Origin of the sequence: Actinoplanes couchii (assembly GCF_016862075.1) — a bacterium.
Lineage (GTDB): Bacteria > Actinomycetota > Actinomycetes > Mycobacteriales > Micromonosporaceae > Actinoplanes > Actinoplanes couchii.
The window spans coordinates 17,786-34,117 of the sequence record NZ_BOMG01000049.1 but is presented as its reverse complement, the minus strand read 5'-3'; the positions used below and the strand labels follow the sequence as shown (position 1 = coordinate 34,117).

Sequence of the window (16,332 nt, the reverse complement as noted above, 5' to 3'; positions counted from 1 at the left end):
GCCACTTTTCCCGTGGCGGGCGGTTCCCGTCTCCGGGGTGCGCACCTGACCTGCACCGGCGGCTGACCCGGGAGACAACGTCCGGCGGGCATCCTCGTCATCGAGCCGGGAGAATCCCGCCTCTATCAGCCGGGGAGATCGACGTGGGCGCAGAGCGCGAATCAGTCATCGGTGGCGGTGCGGTCGGTACGGCCTGCGCGCTCGACCTTGCGGTGGACGCCCACGTGCACACCGGCTTCTCGGCCGGCCGGGACGCCGTCGGGGTGGTGGTGTCGGCGGCCGACCGGGCCGGGCTCCGGGCGCTCACCTTCGCCGACCAGGCCGGCCCGGACACCGCGTGGCTCCCGGCGTACGCCGACGCGGTCCGCCGGGCCCGGCACCGCACCGAGATGACGCTGCGGGTGGCCGCCGAGGTCGAGGTGATCCGCGCGGACGGCTGGCTGGCGCTGCCGGCCGACCTGGCTCCGCTGGACGCGCTGTCGGTGGCGGTCTCCGCCCTGCCGGCCGGCGGCGAGCTGCTCAGCCCGCGTGACGTCCGGGACCGCTTGGACGCCGGCCTGCTGACTCCCGCCCAGGTGGCGGAGCTGCTGGTGGAGGCCACGATCAAAGGCCTGGAGCGGGCTTCCCGGTACGCCCCCGCACAGTTGGCCCGCCCGCTGGCGTTGCTCGGTCAGGCCGGTGTCGACGACGCGGTGGTCACGCCGGAGCTGATCGCCGAGCTGGCCGCCGCCTGCCGGATCACCGGTTCGCTGGTGGAGGTCAGCGAGGCCTGGCGCAGCCCGTCGCCGCGGGTGGTGGAGATGCTGCTGGACGCCGCTGTGACGGTGGTGCCGGCGAGTGACGCCCGCTATGCCGCCGAGGTGGGCCGTTGGCACTACCTGCGAAGGGTCTGAGCAGAACGGCGAAACCGAACACGTTCCGCACCCATCTCCGTACTCTCTGTGATGCCAGCACTTCAGCATGGGAGAGTTGCGATGAGCATGGTTCAGCAGGCTATCGAAGTCAGTGCACCGGTCCACACGGTGTACGAGCAGCTCGCGGCGTTCGAGAACTACCCCCGTTTCATGACCGGTGTGCGGCAGGTGACGCCGATCGGCGCCGACCAGACCCACTGGATCATGGATGTCGACGGGAAGCGCCGCGAGTTCGACGCCCAGATCATCGAACGGTCGATGGACGAGCGCGTCTCCTGGTCGACCATGGAGGGCCCGCTGCTCGCCGAGACGATCACGCTGCGTTCGATGGGGGAGACCAAGACCCAGGTCGTCGCCCAACTCGAAGCCGACGTCGCCTTCCTGATGCCCAGCGACCGGCACGGGCAGGAGTCGCTGAACCGCCGGCTCAAGGCCGACCTCACCACCTTCAAGGGGCTGGTGGAGAGCGGTGTGCTCGGTGGCCGCCCGATCCCGAACGCCGCCGCCAGCAGCAAGCAGATGGCCGGCCGGTCGCACTCGCTGCTACCCGGCCTCAGCATGGAGACCCCGTCCCCGGCCACCGTGGCCGCGCGGATCCGGAACCGGACCGGCCCCACGCCGCGCCCGGGCGCCGGCTGGGACAACGGCGCTGCCGGCACCGCCCCGATGGGCGGCCGCAGCACCGGCTCCGACGACTGGGGCAACGGCATGATCAACGAGGAAGAGCGCGGCTGACCGAAAGACTTCCAGGGCCCGGAACGCTTGATGCGTTCCGGGCCCTGACGCTTCGTACCGGAAAAAGGGGCCCAGCGTGCCGGAAAGAACGGTCAGCTCGGCGCCGCCTCCATCGTCACCAGCAGGCAGGCGCCCTGCGGTGTGGCGTGCTCGTAGTGCACCGACCCGCCGTTCGCCTCGACCAGGTGCCGCACGATGAACAGCCCGAGCCCGGACCCCCGCATGAACCGCCCGAACAGGCTCGGCAGCAGGTCCTCGGCGATCCCGTTCCCGCTGTCCTGCACCACCAGCCGCACCGTGTCGCCGGGCTGCCGCTCGCCGCTGATCCGGACCGGCGGCGCCCCGTGGGTCAACGCGTTCTTCAGCAGGTTCTCCACCACCACGGTGAGGTGCCCGCGGTCGGCCAGCGCGGCCAGTTCCTCGTCGATGTCGACGGTGACGTCGGCGGCGCCGGCCACCGACTCGCGAACCGCCTGCACCGTCTCCAGCAGCGGCACCGGCACCCGGCGCGCGGTGACCGAGCCGGTGTCCAGCCGGAAGAGCAGCTGCAGGTCGTTCATCATCTTGATCAGCCGGCGGGTGTTCTTGTCGATCTTGGTAGCGAGTTCCAGCCGGATGTCCTCCGGCAGGTCCGCCCAGTCGTCGCAGAGCAGTTCGGCGAGACTGGCGATCGAACTGATCGGCTGTGCCACGTCGTGGGTCAGCATCGAGGTCAGGTCGTTCTTGAAGGCCAGGGCCGCGGCCAGGTCGGCGTTGCCGCGCTCCAGCTCCGCCGCGTGCGCGGTCAGCGCCACCTCGGCCTGCTTGCGCTCGGCGATGTCGACGTAGGTCGCGACGTACCCGCGGGGGGCACCGGCCGCGTCCGGGATGGCCGCCATGGTGGCCAGCACCGGCACGTCGGTGCCGTCGGCGCGGGGCAGCAGCCAGTCACCGCCGGTGCCCGGCGGGGGCAGCGGCGGCGATTCGTCGGGTGGTTCCTGATGACCGGTGAGTTCCCGCCAGCGGCGGTTCACGTCGATCACCCGGTAGTTGGCGTCGAGGACCATCACGGCCTCGTTCATCGACTGCAGCAGGGTGTCCGCGAAGTCCTGCCGGTCCCGGAGCTCCGCCACCAGATGCTGTTGCCGCCGGTCGGCGTCGTTCAGGCTGCGGAGCAGATAGCCGAGGACGGTGAGCAGGGCCAGCACGGCCAGGATGATCCCGGTGCTCACCGCGACCACCGGGCTGCTCGCGCCGGATCGTGCGGCGAAGGCGCTGACCACGGCGGCGACCACCGGGGTGACGATCAGGGCGGGAGCCAGCCGGCGCACCGCCACCCGTGGACCGGACTCGTCGTCGGTGTGCGGCGGCCCGGTCTCGGGACGGGCCAGGATGGCGCCGACGGTGAGGGCCAGCAGAGGTGCGGCCAGGAAGACGGGCATCACGCCGTCCGGTCCGCTGCCCGGAGCGAAGGACGGCTCGAACAGGCGCGGCACCAGGGCGACCAGTTCGATGATCGCGGCGCCCAGCAGAAGCGGATCGGCCACCCGGTAGGCGATCCCGCCCCGGGTGGGCATCCGCAGATCGAGGCAGGCCAGAGCCAGCCCGGTCAGAACCGTGGCGACCGCCGCGGCCGGGTGACCGGCCAGGGCGGCGACGCCCACGCCGGCGGCGGCCAGCGCGAAGACCGCGGCCGCACCGGTCCGGACCCGGGACCTGCCCGTGGTCGTCGGCACCACCTGGACGGTCAGGGCGATCCCGGCCGGGATCAGGGCGACCGCCGGAACACGGCCGAAGTCCGCCGCGGTGAGGTCGGCGATGGACGTGTGCAGCGCGCCGAAGACGGCGACGGTGGCTCCGGCGCACCCGGCGATCAGCCGGGACAGTCTGCCCACGTCATGCGCCGCGATATGCACAAATACCCCCAAGACGTGAGGGAACGAGCATATCGCGGGCTATCCCGTCGAGCGGTTACTTGCCCGCCCAGTCGAAACCGTCCTCGATACGGATCTTGCTGGCGATCTTCGCGATGTCGGCCCGGTGCCGATTCGCGTGATGGCCACAGAATGCCAGGTCTCCGCCGCTGGTCAGGACGACCTCCAGCTTGGCGGCCGCCCCACAACGATCGCAGCGGTCGGTCAGCTCGCCGACGGTGTCGATCTCGGGCGACAGCAGTGCGGTCATATCGCTCTCCTTGTTGCTCGGGTGGCGGTGCTCGGTGGCGGTGCAGCGGTCCTGACAGCGAGATCTTCGGCCCACCGCACGGTCGGCTTAGAGGTTCGAGGTGTGACTCGTCCGATCCTCCGCACCGCTTTACATGCAACCGGGTCACTACCCGGGGGAACCCGGGGACGCTCTCGTCCCCGGACAACCTTTTCCCTCAGCCGCGCGGGCCATGCCCCCGGTGCGGGCGCAAGCCCGGCGCCGGGACCGTCCTGAGGCCCGCCGCGGCACACATCGCGCTGCTCCCGCGGGCGCTGGCCCCCGGGTGCGGCGGTGAGGTCGTCGGTGATTATCCCGCCACGGTACGCGGTTTCCGGCCGATCGCCACCTCCATCGACCGTCGCCGAACCGTCTCCTCTACACCGGTGACCGGTCCGCCGCCGCCCGATCCCACAGCCCGGGCCGCGGTCCCGTCCCGCCGGGCACCTCGGTGCCGGTGGCGTGCGCTTTCGTCGGCCAACCGGCTCCGCCGGAGCCCGGTGACGGATAGCGTGAGAGCGACCCCCAGCCACGAGGAGGACCGAGATGTCCGAGGCGCCGGGCACCGAGCCGCCGACAGTCCTGATCGTGGACGACGAAGAGGATCTGCGCGACATCATGCGCCGCATGCTGGAGCGTCGTGGAGGATTCGCGACGCTGGCGGCCGGGGACGAGGACGAGGCACTGACCGTCGCCCGCGAGCATCCCGGGGAGATCGACGCGCTGATCGCCGACCTGACCCTGCCCGGGGCCTCCGGCGGCGACCTCGCCAAGCAGATCCGCGGGATGCGACCCGGCATCGCCGTCGTCTTCGTGTCCGGGTTGCCCAAGGACATCGCGGTGAGCAAGGGCCAGATCGAGGACGCCGACGTGCTGGTGAAGAAGCCGTTCACCGCCGACGCCCTGCTCCAGGCCCTGCGCGACGCCCTGGAGCAGCGGAAGAAAGCCGACCCGGCCGACGACGACAAGGACGAGGCCGACGACAAGGACGAGGACGCGGACGGTTAGGCCACCGGCCAGGGCACGGTCAGCTCACCGAGTCGCCAGCGGGCCGGGCAGCCGAGCACCGGCAGGCCCTCGGCCCGCAGTCGGCGCACGGTGGCCGTCCAGCGCTGTCGTGGCCCGAACGGGGTGGCCTCGGTCTCCCACGCGCGGCTCAGCGCCCGCAGCAGCTCGTGCACCGGGTGGCCGGGCACGTTGTGGTGGATCAGCGCCTTCGGCAGCCGCTCCGCGAAGATCGACGGATGCTCCAGCGTCGGCAGCCGGGCGGAGAGCGTCAGGGTTTCCGGCACCCCGTCCGTGATCACCGCCCAGGTGGCGATCCGGCCCAGCTCGTCACAGGTCCCCTCGACCAGCAGCGCGCCGGTCGCGGTCATCGCCCGCCAGGCCGCCGTCACCTCCTCCTCGGAGTACTGCCGCAGCACGTTGAAGGCGCGCACCACCACCGGCGACAGCCCGGCCAGCTCGAACCCGCCGCGCCGGAACTCCAGCCACGGCGGATCCGCGAAGGGCTGGGCGTCGCTCACCCGTACCGGATCGATCTCCAGACCGGTGACCGCGACGTCCGCGCGCACCGCGACCGCGAGCCGGCCCCGCAGTTCCACTGCCGTCACCGGAGTGGCCCCGTAACCGAGGTCGACGACAAGCGGCTGCGCCGCCTTTTCCAGGACCGCACCGCAGCGGTACGCGATGAAGTTGTCGACCCGGCGCAGCCGATTGGGGTTGGTGGTGCCCCGGGTGATCGCTCCGACGGGTTTCACCGGCTAGAGCTCCCGGTGCACCTTGTGCTGGGCGGCCTGGGCGATCGGCCGCACCACCAGCCGGTCCACGTTGACGTGCTGCGGGCGGGTGGCGGTCCAGGCGATGCAGTCCGCGATGTCCTCGGCGACCAGCGGCTCCTTGACCCCGGCGTACACCGCGTCGGTCCTGGCCTGGTCGCCGTCGAGCCGGTTGAGGGTGAACTCGTCGGTCTGCACCATGCCCGGGTCGATCTCGATCACCCGGACCGGTTTGCCGGCCAGCTCCAGCCGCAACGTCCCGACCAGGGCGGTGGTGCCGTGTTTGGCCGCCACGTAACCGCCGCCGCCTTCATAGGGCGTGAAGGCCGCCGTCGAACCGACCGTCACGATCGTCCCGGCGCCGCTCGCCTCCAGGGCCGGCAGCAGCGCCTTGGTGACCCGCAACACACCGAGCACGTTCACGTCGAACATCCACTGCCAGTCCTCGACCGAGCCCTCGGCCACCGGATCCACACCCCGGGCGCCGCCCGCGTTGTTGACCAGCACGGTGACCGGCGCGCCCAGCCCGGTCACGGTCGCGGCCATCCGGGCCACCGACTCGTCCGAGGTGACGTCGCACTCGACCGCGGTGGCGCTCGCCGCGCCGATCTCCTCGACCAGCGCCGCCAGCCGGTCCACCCGGCGGGCCGCGGCCACAATGTGGAAGCCCTCCCGGGCCAGACGACGGGCGGTCGCCGCGCCGATTCCGCTGGATGCCCCGGTGACCACTGCGATGTTCTGCATGCGCCGATTCTTTCGTATCCGCGTCTTCCGGCCGTCGCCTCCATGACCTGGATCACCCCTGGTCGTCTGAGTAGTGGCAAGACAACCGCCGATGGGGAAGATGAACCTACGCGTAACAAGTTTCCATGTCCGAAACCCGGGAGGAGTCCGAGTGGCTGAGTCACGGTCCGGTGGCCGGTGGCCGACTCCCCGGCGGATAGCGACACTCTCCGTGCACACCTCGCCCCTGGAGCAACCGGGCACCGGTGACGCCGGCGGGATGAACGTCTACATCGTCGAGGTGTCGAAACGGCTCGCCGAGCGGGACGTCGAGGTGGAGATCTTCACCCGGGCCACCGCCAGCGGCCTGCCCCCGGTCGTCGAGATGGCCCCGGGGGTGCACGTCCGGCACGTGACCGCGGGCCCGTTCGAGGGCCTGGCCAAGGAGGAGCTGCCCGCCCAGCTGTGCGCGTTCACCAACGGCGTGCTGCGGGCCGAGGCGGCGCACCCGCCGGGCCACTACGACCTGATCCACTCGCACTACTGGCTCTCCGGCCAGATCGGCTGGCTGGCCCGGGAGCGTTGGGGCGTGCCGCACGTGCACACCGCGCACACCCTGGCCAAGGTGAAGAACAGGTTCATCGCCGAGGGCGACCGCCCAGAGCCGAAAGCCCGGGTGATCGGTGAGGAGCAGGTGGTCGCCGCCTCCGACCGGCTGGTGGCCAACACCGAGTTCGAGGCGCAGGATCTGATCAACCACTACGGCGCCGACCCGGCCCTGGTGAGTGTGGTGCAGCCGGGTGTCGACCTGCGGCGGTTCCGTCCCGGCGCGGCCGACCGGGCCCGGTTCGGGCTGCCCGAGCACGGCCGGATCGTGGCCTTCATCGGCCGCATCCAGCCGCTCAAGGCCCCCGATGTGCTGATCGCCGCGCTCGCCGAGATGCGGGCCGCCGGTTCCGGGGCCACCCTGGTGATCTGCGGCGGGCCCAGCGGCAGCGGCCTGGACCGGCCGTCGTCGCTGATCGAGCTGGCCGCCACGCTCGGGGTCACTGACTCGGTGGTGTTCCTGCCCCCGCAGACCGGTGAGGACCTGGCCGCCCTCTACCGGGCCGCCGACCTGGTCGCGGTGCCCTCCTACAACGAGTCGTTCGGGCTGGTCGCGCTGGAGGCGCAGGCCTGTGGCACGCCGGTGGTCGCGGCCGCCGTCGGTGGCCTGGTCACCGCCGTGCGGGACGGGATCAGCGGCGTCCTGATCGACGGGCACGACCCGCGGGACTGGGCGAAGGTGCTGGACCGGCTGCTCGACGCGCCCGGTCAGCGGCACCGGCTGGCCGCCGGGGCGGTGGCGCACGCCTCGCAGTTCTCCTGGGACCGCACCGCCGAGACACTGCTGCGGGTCTACCGTGACGCGGTGAGCGAGCACCGGTCGCTGATCGCGGCGAGGGTCGAGGGCGTGGCGTGCGGATGGTGATCCCGCCCCGCGCCGGGGTATGACGTGCGCATGGTGACCTCGTCCCGGGCCGGGAGTAGGACGTGGGCCGGGGGTATGACGCGGGCATGGGGTATGACGTGGGCATGGTGAAGGAACTGATCGAGCAGGCGCTGGCCGACCGCGAGCTGGAGTGGGAGGCGACCGGCGACAGTTCCTGGGTGGTCACCCTGCCCGGCACGCACAAGCTGAAGACCGCCTGCAACCTGATCGCCGGCGAGCACGCGCTGCGGATCGAGGCGTTCGTGATGCGCCGCCCCGACGAGCGGCACGAGGAGCTGTGGGCCTGGCTGCTGCGCCGCAACGCGCGGATGTACGGGGTCGCCTTCTCGATCGACGCGGCAGGTGACGTCTACCTGACCGGCCGGGTGTCGCTGACCGGCCTGGACGCCGACGAGCTGGACCGGATCCTCGGTTCGGTGCTGACGTACGCGGACGAGTCCTTCGACACGATGCTGGAGATAGGTTTCGGTTCGTCGATCCGCCGTGAGTGGGAGTGGCGGGTCAAGCGCGGTGAATCGACGGCGAACCTCCAGGCCTTCAAGCACCTGATCGACCAGCCGCCGACCGTTTGATCATCAAGTCCGGTCTATCCGTGTGGCGGAGTCCAATCTCGACCCGGTTAGCGCAAACGGCGCGGATTCGTGTCGGCCACGAGTTTGTTGCCTATCGATGTATGGGCTGTTGCGATCCTGGGTACTGACAGTCGGCTGGCGGACACCTGGGATTTTCCTGGGGCCGCCATTTCCCGCTTCCGTTGTTACCGGGGAGTAAGAGTCGTTATTTCTTCCATCCCGACAAACCCGGACGAGTGATTGGCGGATCATCCGATCGGTTGGTTGTTCGGCAATGTGACGGTTGAGACAGATGTCGACACGAAATCGGGTTGTGAGGCTTGACTGCCCCAACTAGCGTGGTCGATGGACGCCGAACCGTCAGTTCGGGGAACGGGTCGATCAGCAATGATCGCCGCGGTCCGGCGTTTGGGGACGGGTGGCATGAGCCGTTGGGGGACGGCGCGACCCGAGACCGGCGGTTAGTGCGGGCGGCGCCTATGGGGATGGGTGTCGTCCGCCGCCGCCGGCGCTTCAATCAGCCGAGATGTCCGACCTTGCCGCCTCGTGCTCCCGCATCTGCGCCGCCCGCCGTGACCGTGCCGGCCCGGCGAGCACCTGACCGGCCGCCACCAGCACGCAGATCACGAAGCAGGTCACCCACAGTGCGGTGTCCCCGGCGTTCTGCAGCATGAGGCCACCGAAGATCGGGGCCAGCGCCGACCCGGCCTGCCAGGACAGCGAGTTGAGCCCCTGGTAACGCCCCCGCAGGGCACTCGGGGCGAGCGCGGCGATGGTGGCCGCGTTGCTCGGCGACTGCAGCATCTCGCCGAGCGTCCAGATCACCACGGTGCCGGCCAGTGCCAGAGCCGACCCGGCGACGCCGACCAGCCCGAAGCCGGCGCCGACCAGCAGGGCGCCGACCGCGAGCACCCGGGCGCTGTCCCGCCCCTGGATGAGCCGGGGCACGAAGAGCTGGCCGCACACGATCAGCACGCCGTTCACCGCGATGATCGTGCCGTAGTCGGCGGCGGTGAACCCGTCGGCGATCATCGAGAGGGACAGCGTCGACCCGTGCTGGAAGATCACCAGCACGGTGAGGAAGTTGAGCCCGACGAAGGTCAGGAAGACCCGGTCCCGCCACGCGCCACCGAGCCCGGCGCCGGTGGGCGCCACCGCGGCGATCGCCGCCGGGGAGCGGGCCGGCCGGGTCTCGGCCAGGAAGATCAGGCTGATCACCGCGGTGATCAGGGTGCTGGCCGAGTCGACCACGAAGAGGATCAGGTAGTCCACCTGGGCGGCCAGACCGGCGCACACCGCGGCCAGCGCGAACCCGAGGTTGATCGCCCAGTAGTTCAGCGAGAAGGCCCGGACCCGGTCCACCTCCGGCACCACGTCGATCATCATGGCGCCGAACGCCGGGCGCGCGCCCTCGGCGAACAGGCCGAGCGTGAAGGCCGCGACCAGGATCTGCGGGTACGTGTGGGCCAGGCCGAGCCCGAGCATCAGCACCGACGCGCCGAACTGGGCGACCAGCAGGGTCGGCCGGCGGCCCCAGCGGTCGGACAGCACACCGCCGGTCATCGTGCCGATCGCGCCGCCCACCCCGTACACCCCGAGGACCAGGCCGGCCTGGCTCTGCGAGAAGCCCCGGTCACTGGTCAGGTAGATGCTCAGGAAGAGGACGACGAACGAGCCGACCCGGTTGATCAGAGTCCCGGTCCAGAGGAACCAGAACTGCCGGGGCAGTCCTCCCGCGGTCTGCCGTAGCCACCCTCGCACCGAACCTCCCCGTAAGTGTTGATCGAGACTTATTCCCTTACATGTCGGGGTCCGGCGCAAGCGAGTTTCGCTGTGGCGGCGGACACGTGACGGGTGGCCCTACGCCCTCACCGGCCACGGGGGAAGATGAACCCATGACTGGAACCCTGGTGCTGCTGCGGCACGGCAACAGCGAGTGGAACGCGAAGAACCTCTTCACCGGCTGGGTCGACGTCGACCTGGACGCCAAGGGTGAGGCCGAGGCCCGGCGCGGCGGCGAGCTTCTCAAGGAGCAGGGGGTGCTGCCCGACGTGGTGCACACCAGCCTTCTCCGCCGCGCGATCCGCACCAGCGAGATCGCACTGCACATCTCCGACCGGCACTGGATCCCGGTGAAGCGTCACTGGCGGCTCAACGAGCGTCACTACGGCGCCCTGCAGGGCAAGGACAAGAAGCAGACCCTGGAGACGTACGGCGAGGAGCAGTTCATGCTCTGGCGCCGTTCGTTCGACGTGCCGCCACCCCCGATCGAGGCCGGCTCCGAGTTCGCCCAGGACGGCGACGCGCGTTACGCCGACCTCGCCCCGGAGATCCTGCCGACGGCCGAGTGCCTGAAGGACGTGCTGGTCCGCGCGCTGCCGTACTGGTACGACGCGATCGTCCCGGACCTGCGGGCCGGCAAGACGGTGCTGGTCGCGGCGCACGGCAACTCGCTGCGCGCGATCGTCAAGCACCTCGACGACATCTCCGACGAGGCGATCGCCGGGCTGAACATCCCGACCGGCATCCCGCTGCGTTACGACCTGGACGAGAACCTGCGCCCGATCACCAAGGGCGGGACCTACCTCGACCCGGTCGCCGCGAAGGAGGCCGCCGCGGCGGTCGCCAACCAGGGCAAGAAGTAACACCGCACACGGAGAAGGCCGGGCCACCCCCGTGGTGGCCCGGCCTTCGTCGCGTGGATCAGGCTTCGGTGGTCCCGCCCTCGACGGACGCGGCGGTCTCGCCGGTGACCAGGTAGATCAGGTGCTCACCGATGTTGACGGCGTGGTCGGCGTAGCGCTCGTAGAAGCGGCCCAGCAGGGCGCCGTCGATCGCGGTCTCCGCGCCGTACGGCCAGTCGTCGGCCAGCATGATCTTGAACAGCTCGCGCTCGAGGTCGTCGATCGCGTCGTCGTCCTTCTCCAGCTGAGCGGCCAGCTCCACGTTCGGCTTGGCGAGCAGGTTGGTGATCTTCTCGGCCATCTGGTCGGCGACCTCGGCCATGCCCTTGAACGCCGGGCGCAGCTCCGCCGGGACGGCCGGGGACGGGTGCCGGCGGGCCGCGGTCTTCGCCACGTGCTCGGCCAGGTCGCCCATCCGCTCCAGGTCGGCGGCGATGTGCAGGGCGGTGATGACCCGGCGCAGGTCGGAGGCGACCGGCGCCTGCCGGGCGATGGTGTCGGCGACCTTGATCTCGACCTGCTCGTAGAGCACGTCGACCTCGGAGTCGCGTTCGATCACGGCCTGGGCGGCCTTCAGGTCGGCGGTCAGCAGGGCCGAGGTCGCCTTGCGCAGCGCCGCGCGGACCGACTCCGCCATGGTCACCAGCAGACGGCTCACCTCGACCAGATCGGCCTGGTACTCCTCGCGCATTCCATTTCCTCTTTCAGTGGCGATACGGCCGGGTGTTCGCAGCTCACGCTATGTGTGTGGAACGGCCTCAACGTGAACACCGGTGAACGACGCCGGGCCTGGCGGTGAACATTGTTCGACGCGCGACCGATTTGCCGTAATAGCCCTGGGGTCTAGGTAAACAATGACCCTACGATCGCAGCGTGGAGTGGGATTACGCCATCGGCATGGTTGCTGCCGCGCTTGCCGTCGGCGTGGGAGCGGGACTCGCCCTTGCCCGAATTCGCCGACCGGGCGGAGAGGCTCGGACCGGAGGACCTGAGGGGAGCGCCGACATCGAACCGGACGACGATCGCCCGGGAGGCAAACACGGCCTCAAGGGGCTCGGACGGAAGAGCCTCGATTCGCTACGGGTGGGAGTCGTCGTCCTCGACGCCGACGATCACCCGGTTCTGGTCAATCCGGCCGCGCGGGCCATGGGCCTGCTCCGCTCCGGCGGAGCACCGGGCACCATCGCGGCCCATCCGATCCTGCGGACCCTGGCCGGCCAGGTGCGCCGGACCGGTGTCCGCCGTGAGGTGGAGCTCGATCTGCCCCGTGGGCGGGCCGGGGGCGGGCACGCCCCGCTCGGCCTGCACCTGCGGGCCGTCGCGCTGAACGCGACACACGTGGCGGTCGAGGCCGCCGACGTGACCGAGTCGCACCGGCTGGCCCGGGTCCGGCGGGACTTCGTGGCCAACGTCAGTCACGAGCTGAAGACCCCGATCGGGGCGCTCCAGCTGCTGGCCGAGGCGCTGCTCGACGCGACGCAGCTGCCCGAGGCCGAGATGGAGACCCAGTCCGAGGATCTGCTGGCCGCCCGCCGGTTCGCCGAGCGGATCCACCACGAGTCCGCCCGGATGGGCCGGCTCGTCAACGAGCTGCTCGAACTCACCCGTCTGCAGGGTGCCGAGCCGCTGCCCAACCCGGAGCCGGTCTCGCTGGACTGGGTGATCGCCGAGGTGATCGACCGGACCCGCACGACCTCGTCGGCGAAGAGCATCGAGATCGCGTACGAGGGGCCGAAGGGCTCCATGGTGTACGGCAGTGACAGCCAGATCGCCACCGCCGTCACCAACCTGGTGGAGAACGCGATCGCGTACTCGGGCGAGGACACCAAGGTCTCGCTCACCATGCGGCACACCGACGACTGGATCGAGATCGACGTCACCGACCAGGGCATCGGTATCGCCCCGCACGACGTCGAACGGGTCTTCGAGCGGTTCTACCGCGCGGATCAGGCCCGGTCCCGATCCACCGGTGGCACCGGCCTCGGCCTGGCCATCGTCAAGCACATCGCCACCAATCACGGCGGTCGCGTCGACGTGACCAGTTCACTCGGCGACGGTTCTACGTTCACCCTGCGCCTACCGGCGCGTCCCCCTGAGTCCCCCTCGTCGTCACCGACGGCGATTGAGATCGAGTCCGGTGTGACCGGGCGTTGACCCGTTCACCGACGACGGAAGGAACTGCATTGGCCCGCGTGCTAGTGGTCGAGGACGAGGAGTCGTTCTCCGACGCCCTGTCGTACATGCTGCGTAAGGAGGGGTTCGAGGTCTCGGTCGCCGCGACCGGCACGTCCGCTCTGACGCAGTTCGACCGGACCGGTGCCGACATCGTGCTCCTCGACCTGATGCTGCCGGAGATGTCCGGCACTGAGGTCTGCCGTCAGTTGCGGCAGCGTTCGGCGGTTCCGATCATCATGGTCACCGCCCGGGACAGCGAGATCGACAAGGTGGTCGGCCTGGAGATCGGTGCGGACGACTACGTCACCAAGCCGTACTCCCCCCGGGAACTGGTCGCCCGGATCCGTGCCGTGCTCCGCCGGCAGGGCACCGAGGCCGCCGAGGTCACCACGCCGACCCTGGCCGCCGGCCCGGTCCGGATGGACGTGGAGCGGCATGTGGTGACCGTCGACGGTTCCGGTGTCCAGCTGCCGCTGAAGGAGTTCGAGCTGCTCGAGCTGCTGCTGCGCAACGCCGGCCGGGTGCTCACCCGGGGTCAGCTGATCGACCGGGTCTGGGGCGCCGACTACGTCGGTGACACCAAGACGCTGGACGTGCACGTGAAGCGGCTGCGCTCCAAGGTGGAGCCGGAGCCGTCCGCGCCGCGCTACATCGTCACGGTGCGGGGTCTCGGTTACAAATTCGAGCCATGATCTTTACTTGATACGAGACTACCCTGCATGAGACTATGGGGATGCCCGGGATGACCTGCCCGTGATCAGGTCATCCCGGGCATCCCTGTCTTCATTTTCGTCGAATTGTGGAAGCCGCGGTGGTCGCCGGGTGCACGGCGAGCAGACCGGCCTTGAGCCGAGCGGCACACAGCTCGGCAAGCTTGGCGTAAGCCTTCTCGCCGATCAGCTCGGTCAGCTCCGGGGCGTAGGTGATGTACATCGGCTCGGTCCCGACGTGGGCGTCCGGTGACGAGGTGCACCACCAGTTCAGATCGTGGCCGCCCGGCCCCCAGCCGCGCCTGTCGAACTCGGTGAGCGTCGACTGCAGCACCTTCGTGCCGTCCGGCCGGGTGATCCAGTCCTGCTCGCGGCGTACCGGCAGCTGCCAGCAGACGTCCGGCTTGTAGGCCAGCGGATGTTTGCCGTCCCGCAGCGCCTGGGCGTGCAGGGCACAGCCGCCGCCACCGGCGAAGTCCTCGTCGTTGTGGAAGACGCACGGGCCGTCGGCGGAGCGGGTGGCGGTACGCCGCGCGGGCTTGGTCCCGTCCACGGTGTCCATCTCGGTCCAGTTCCGGAACCCGCGCCGATGGTTCTGCCAGGTCAGCGGGGTCAGCTTGAGGACCGCGGCCTTGACCCGGTTCTCGTCGTCGGCGTCGGTGAAGAACGCGCCGTGCGAGCAGCAGCCGTCCTCGGCCCGGCCCGGCAGGATGCCCCGGCAGGCGGAGCCGAAGACGCACGTCCATCGGGAGAGCAGCCAGGTCAGGTCGGCCCGGACCAGGTGCTGATCGTCGGCGGGATCGAGGAAGTCGATCCATTCGCGAGGGAAGTCGAGCGGTACTTCCCGGGGCGGCGTCTTGCGGCTCATCCGGGTCAGCGTACGCCCATCAGGGCATCGTGACCGTTTAGAGCAGATATATCCGGCCCGGTGACACGCGGCTACGCTGGAGGGCGTGACTTCCCGCGTACCCGTGCTTCTCTCCAGCTCCTCGGTGTTCCCGGAGCCGACCGCGGCTGCGTTCGAGATGGCGGCCACGGTCGGCTACGACGGCCTCGAGATCATGGTGTGGACCGATGCCGTCAGCCAGGACGCCGGCGCCCTCAAGGGCCTGGCCGACCACTACGACGTGCCGGTCCTGTCGGTGCACGCCCCCTGCCTGCTGGTGACCCAGCGGGTGTGGAGCTCCGACCCCTGGGAGCGGCTGGCCCGTGCCGCCCAGCTCGCCGAGTCGCTCGGCGCCCCGACGGTGGTGGTGCACCCGCCGTTCCGATGGCAGGGCGACTACGCCCGTAACTTCGCCGAGGGCCTCGCCAAGGTCCAGATGCGGCATCCGGACCTGATCTTCGCCGTGGAGAACATGTTCCCGGTGAAGATGGCCGGCCGCTGGGTGGTGCCCTACAACCCGGGCTGGGATCCGACCGAGACCGGCTTCGACGCGTACACGCTGGATCTGTCGCACTGTGCGGCCTCACGCATCGACGCGCTGGGGATGGCCGACAAGATGGGCGCCGGCCTCAAGCACGTGCACCTGGGCGACGGCACCGGCGAGGGCCGCGACGAGCACTTGGTGCCCGGCCGGGGTAATCAGCCGTGCGCGGAGCTGCTGCGGTCACTGGCCGGGCGTGGTTTCACCGGCTCGGTGGCGCTGGAGGTCTCCACCCGGAAAGCGGCGAGCCGCCCGGCCCGGGAGGCGGATCTGCGGGAGTCGCTGGAGTTCGCGCGCAAGCATCTGGAGCCGACCCCGGCGATCACGCAGGGGTGAGGCTCCCGGCGGCGCGTTTGCGGGCCCGGTGCGCGGCGACGTGCGACCGGGTCGCGCACCGCTCCGAACAGAACCGCCGGCAGTTGTTGGACGAGGTGTCCAGGTAAACGTTGCCGCACCGCTCGTCGGCGCAGATGCCGAAGCGGGCGCTGCCGTACTCGCAGAGCCAGACGGACAGGCCCCAGGCGGCGCCGGCGAGATACTCCGCGCTGACCGACGAGCCGCGGCTGGTGACGTGCATGTGCCAGTCGCCGGCGTCGTGGCCGGAGATGCGTGGCTGCACCGGGTACAACTCCAGGAGGCCGTTCAGTTCCTGCACGGCGTCGGCGTCCTGACCGGACGTGCCGTGCTCGAAGACCTGGCGCAGACGGCGCTGCGCGCGGCGGAAGACGGCCAGGTCCTTCTCGGCGACCTGATCGCGCATCCACGCCTGGTCGCCGGCGAACAGGGCCCGCAACCCGGCCAGATCGTCCAGACCGGCGTTGACGAGGTCTATCGCCGTCCGGGCGTACGCATCGAAGTTCACCCGACAACGGTAGCCGCACCTGACCCGATGGGGCACGTAGGCGATACCCGGTCGAGTTCGGCGCGTGCGAATCGATACC

At 70.3% G+C, this 16,332-nt stretch carries 17 protein-coding genes; 9 read left to right on the top strand and 8 right to left on the bottom strand.

Annotated features, from left to right (window positions below):
- Positions 1–143: 143 nt before the first annotated feature.
- Positions 144–893: a hydrolase gene (locus tag Aco03nite_RS18930; protein WP_203796692.1), complete on the top strand. Its 750-nt coding sequence runs from the start codon at positions 144–146 to the stop codon at positions 891–893.
- A gap of 81 nt (positions 894–974) precedes the next feature.
- Complete coding sequence (locus tag Aco03nite_RS18925) at positions 975–1,649, top strand: SRPBCC family protein (RefSeq protein WP_239145263.1); 675 nt, start codon at positions 975–977, stop codon at positions 1,647–1,649.
- 92 nt (positions 1,650–1,741) lie between these two features.
- Here Aco03nite_RS18925 and Aco03nite_RS18920 read toward each other — a convergent pair whose 3' ends face one another.
- Both Aco03nite_RS18920 and Aco03nite_RS18915 read right to left on the bottom strand, forming a co-directional pair.
- Positions 1,742–3,523 carry a PAS domain-containing sensor histidine kinase gene (locus Aco03nite_RS18920; RefSeq protein ID WP_239145262.1) on the bottom strand — a complete coding sequence of 594 codons (1,782 nt, stop codon included), beginning with the start codon at positions 3,521–3,523 and terminating at the stop codon, positions 1,742–1,744.
- A 76-nt stretch (positions 3,524–3,599) separates the two neighbouring features.
- Positions 3,600–3,812, bottom strand: a complete 213-nt coding sequence (locus tag Aco03nite_RS18915; protein ID WP_092552083.1) for a DUF7455 domain-containing protein — start codon at positions 3,810–3,812, stop codon at positions 3,600–3,602.
- Positions 3,813–4,376: 564 nt separating this feature from the next.
- Between Aco03nite_RS18915 and Aco03nite_RS18910 the strand changes: the two genes are divergently transcribed.
- Entirely contained in the window at positions 4,377–4,838 is a 462-nt protein-coding gene (locus Aco03nite_RS18910; protein WP_203796691.1) for a response regulator, read from the top strand.
- On the opposite strand, the gene Aco03nite_RS18905 is transcribed toward Aco03nite_RS18910, so the two are convergent.
- Entirely contained in the window at positions 4,835–5,590 is a 756-nt protein-coding gene (locus Aco03nite_RS18905; RefSeq protein ID WP_203796690.1) for a class I SAM-dependent methyltransferase, read from the bottom strand. The two genes, Aco03nite_RS18910 and Aco03nite_RS18905, sit on opposite strands and share 4 nt — an antisense overlap.
- 3 nt (positions 5,591–5,593) lie before the next feature.
- Complete coding sequence (locus Aco03nite_RS18900) at positions 5,594–6,352, bottom strand: SDR family NAD(P)-dependent oxidoreductase (RefSeq protein WP_203796689.1); 759 nt, start codon at positions 6,350–6,352, stop codon at positions 5,594–5,596.
- A gap of 151 nt (positions 6,353–6,503) precedes the next feature.
- Between Aco03nite_RS18900 and mshA the strand changes: the two genes are divergently transcribed.
- The gene (mshA, locus tag Aco03nite_RS18895; RefSeq protein ID WP_239145261.1) at positions 6,504–7,802 is read left to right on the top strand and encodes a D-inositol-3-phosphate glycosyltransferase; all 1,299 of its coding nucleotides are present in this window, start codon (positions 6,504–6,506) and stop codon (positions 7,800–7,802) included.
- A 104-nt stretch (positions 7,803–7,906) separates the two neighbouring features.
- Positions 7,907–8,395 carry a type III secretion system chaperone family protein gene (locus Aco03nite_RS18890; RefSeq protein ID WP_203796757.1) on the top strand — a complete coding sequence of 163 codons (489 nt, stop codon included), beginning with the start codon at positions 7,907–7,909 and terminating at the stop codon, positions 8,393–8,395.
- 513 nt (positions 8,396–8,908) lie between these two features.
- On the opposite strand, the gene Aco03nite_RS18885 is transcribed toward Aco03nite_RS18890, so the two are convergent.
- A complete protein-coding gene (locus tag Aco03nite_RS18885) occupies positions 8,909–10,156 on the bottom strand; it encodes an MDR family MFS transporter (protein ID WP_203796687.1) in 1,248 nt (415 codons plus the stop codon).
- Positions 10,157–10,290: 134 nt separating this feature from the next.
- Here Aco03nite_RS18885 and Aco03nite_RS18880 point away from each other — a divergent pair, with 134 nt between their 5' ends.
- Positions 10,291–11,040, top strand: coding sequence for a phosphoglyceromutase (locus Aco03nite_RS18880; protein WP_203796686.1), 750 nt, complete (start codon positions 10,291–10,293; stop codon positions 11,038–11,040).
- A 58-nt stretch (positions 11,041–11,098) separates the two neighbouring features.
- Here Aco03nite_RS18880 and phoU read toward each other — a convergent pair whose 3' ends face one another.
- The gene (gene phoU / locus Aco03nite_RS18875) at positions 11,099–11,770 is read right to left on the bottom strand and encodes a phosphate signaling complex protein PhoU (protein WP_203796685.1); all 672 of its coding nucleotides are present in this window, start codon (positions 11,768–11,770) and stop codon (positions 11,099–11,101) included.
- A 182-nt stretch (positions 11,771–11,952) separates the two neighbouring features.
- Between phoU and Aco03nite_RS18870 the strand changes: the two genes are divergently transcribed.
- Entirely contained in the window at positions 11,953–13,233 is a 1,281-nt protein-coding gene (locus tag Aco03nite_RS18870; RefSeq protein WP_373872607.1) for a sensor histidine kinase, read from the top strand.
- A 29-nt stretch (positions 13,234–13,262) separates the two neighbouring features.
- Positions 13,263–13,946, top strand: coding sequence for a response regulator (locus Aco03nite_RS18865; protein ID WP_045740134.1), 684 nt, complete (start codon positions 13,263–13,265; stop codon positions 13,944–13,946).
- Between the two features lie 91 nt (positions 13,947–14,037).
- Here the strand turns inward: Aco03nite_RS18865 and Aco03nite_RS18860 are convergent, their stop codons facing one another.
- Positions 14,038–14,832, bottom strand: a complete 795-nt coding sequence (locus tag Aco03nite_RS18860) for a DUF3109 family protein (RefSeq protein WP_203796684.1) — start codon at positions 14,830–14,832, stop codon at positions 14,038–14,040.
- An 85-nt stretch (positions 14,833–14,917) separates the two neighbouring features.
- On the opposite strand from Aco03nite_RS18860, the gene Aco03nite_RS18855 reads away from it, so the two are divergent.
- On the top strand, positions 14,918–15,727 hold the full coding sequence (locus Aco03nite_RS18855; RefSeq protein ID WP_203796683.1) for a sugar phosphate isomerase/epimerase family protein: 810 nt from the start codon (positions 14,918–14,920) through the stop codon (positions 15,725–15,727).
- Here Aco03nite_RS18855 and Aco03nite_RS18850 read toward each other — a convergent pair.
- The gene (locus Aco03nite_RS18850; RefSeq protein WP_203796682.1) at positions 15,714–16,253 is read right to left on the bottom strand and encodes a CGNR zinc finger domain-containing protein; all 540 of its coding nucleotides are present in this window, start codon (positions 16,251–16,253) and stop codon (positions 15,714–15,716) included. The genes Aco03nite_RS18855 and Aco03nite_RS18850 overlap by 14 nt on opposite strands.
- Positions 16,254–16,332 lie beyond the last annotated feature (79 nt).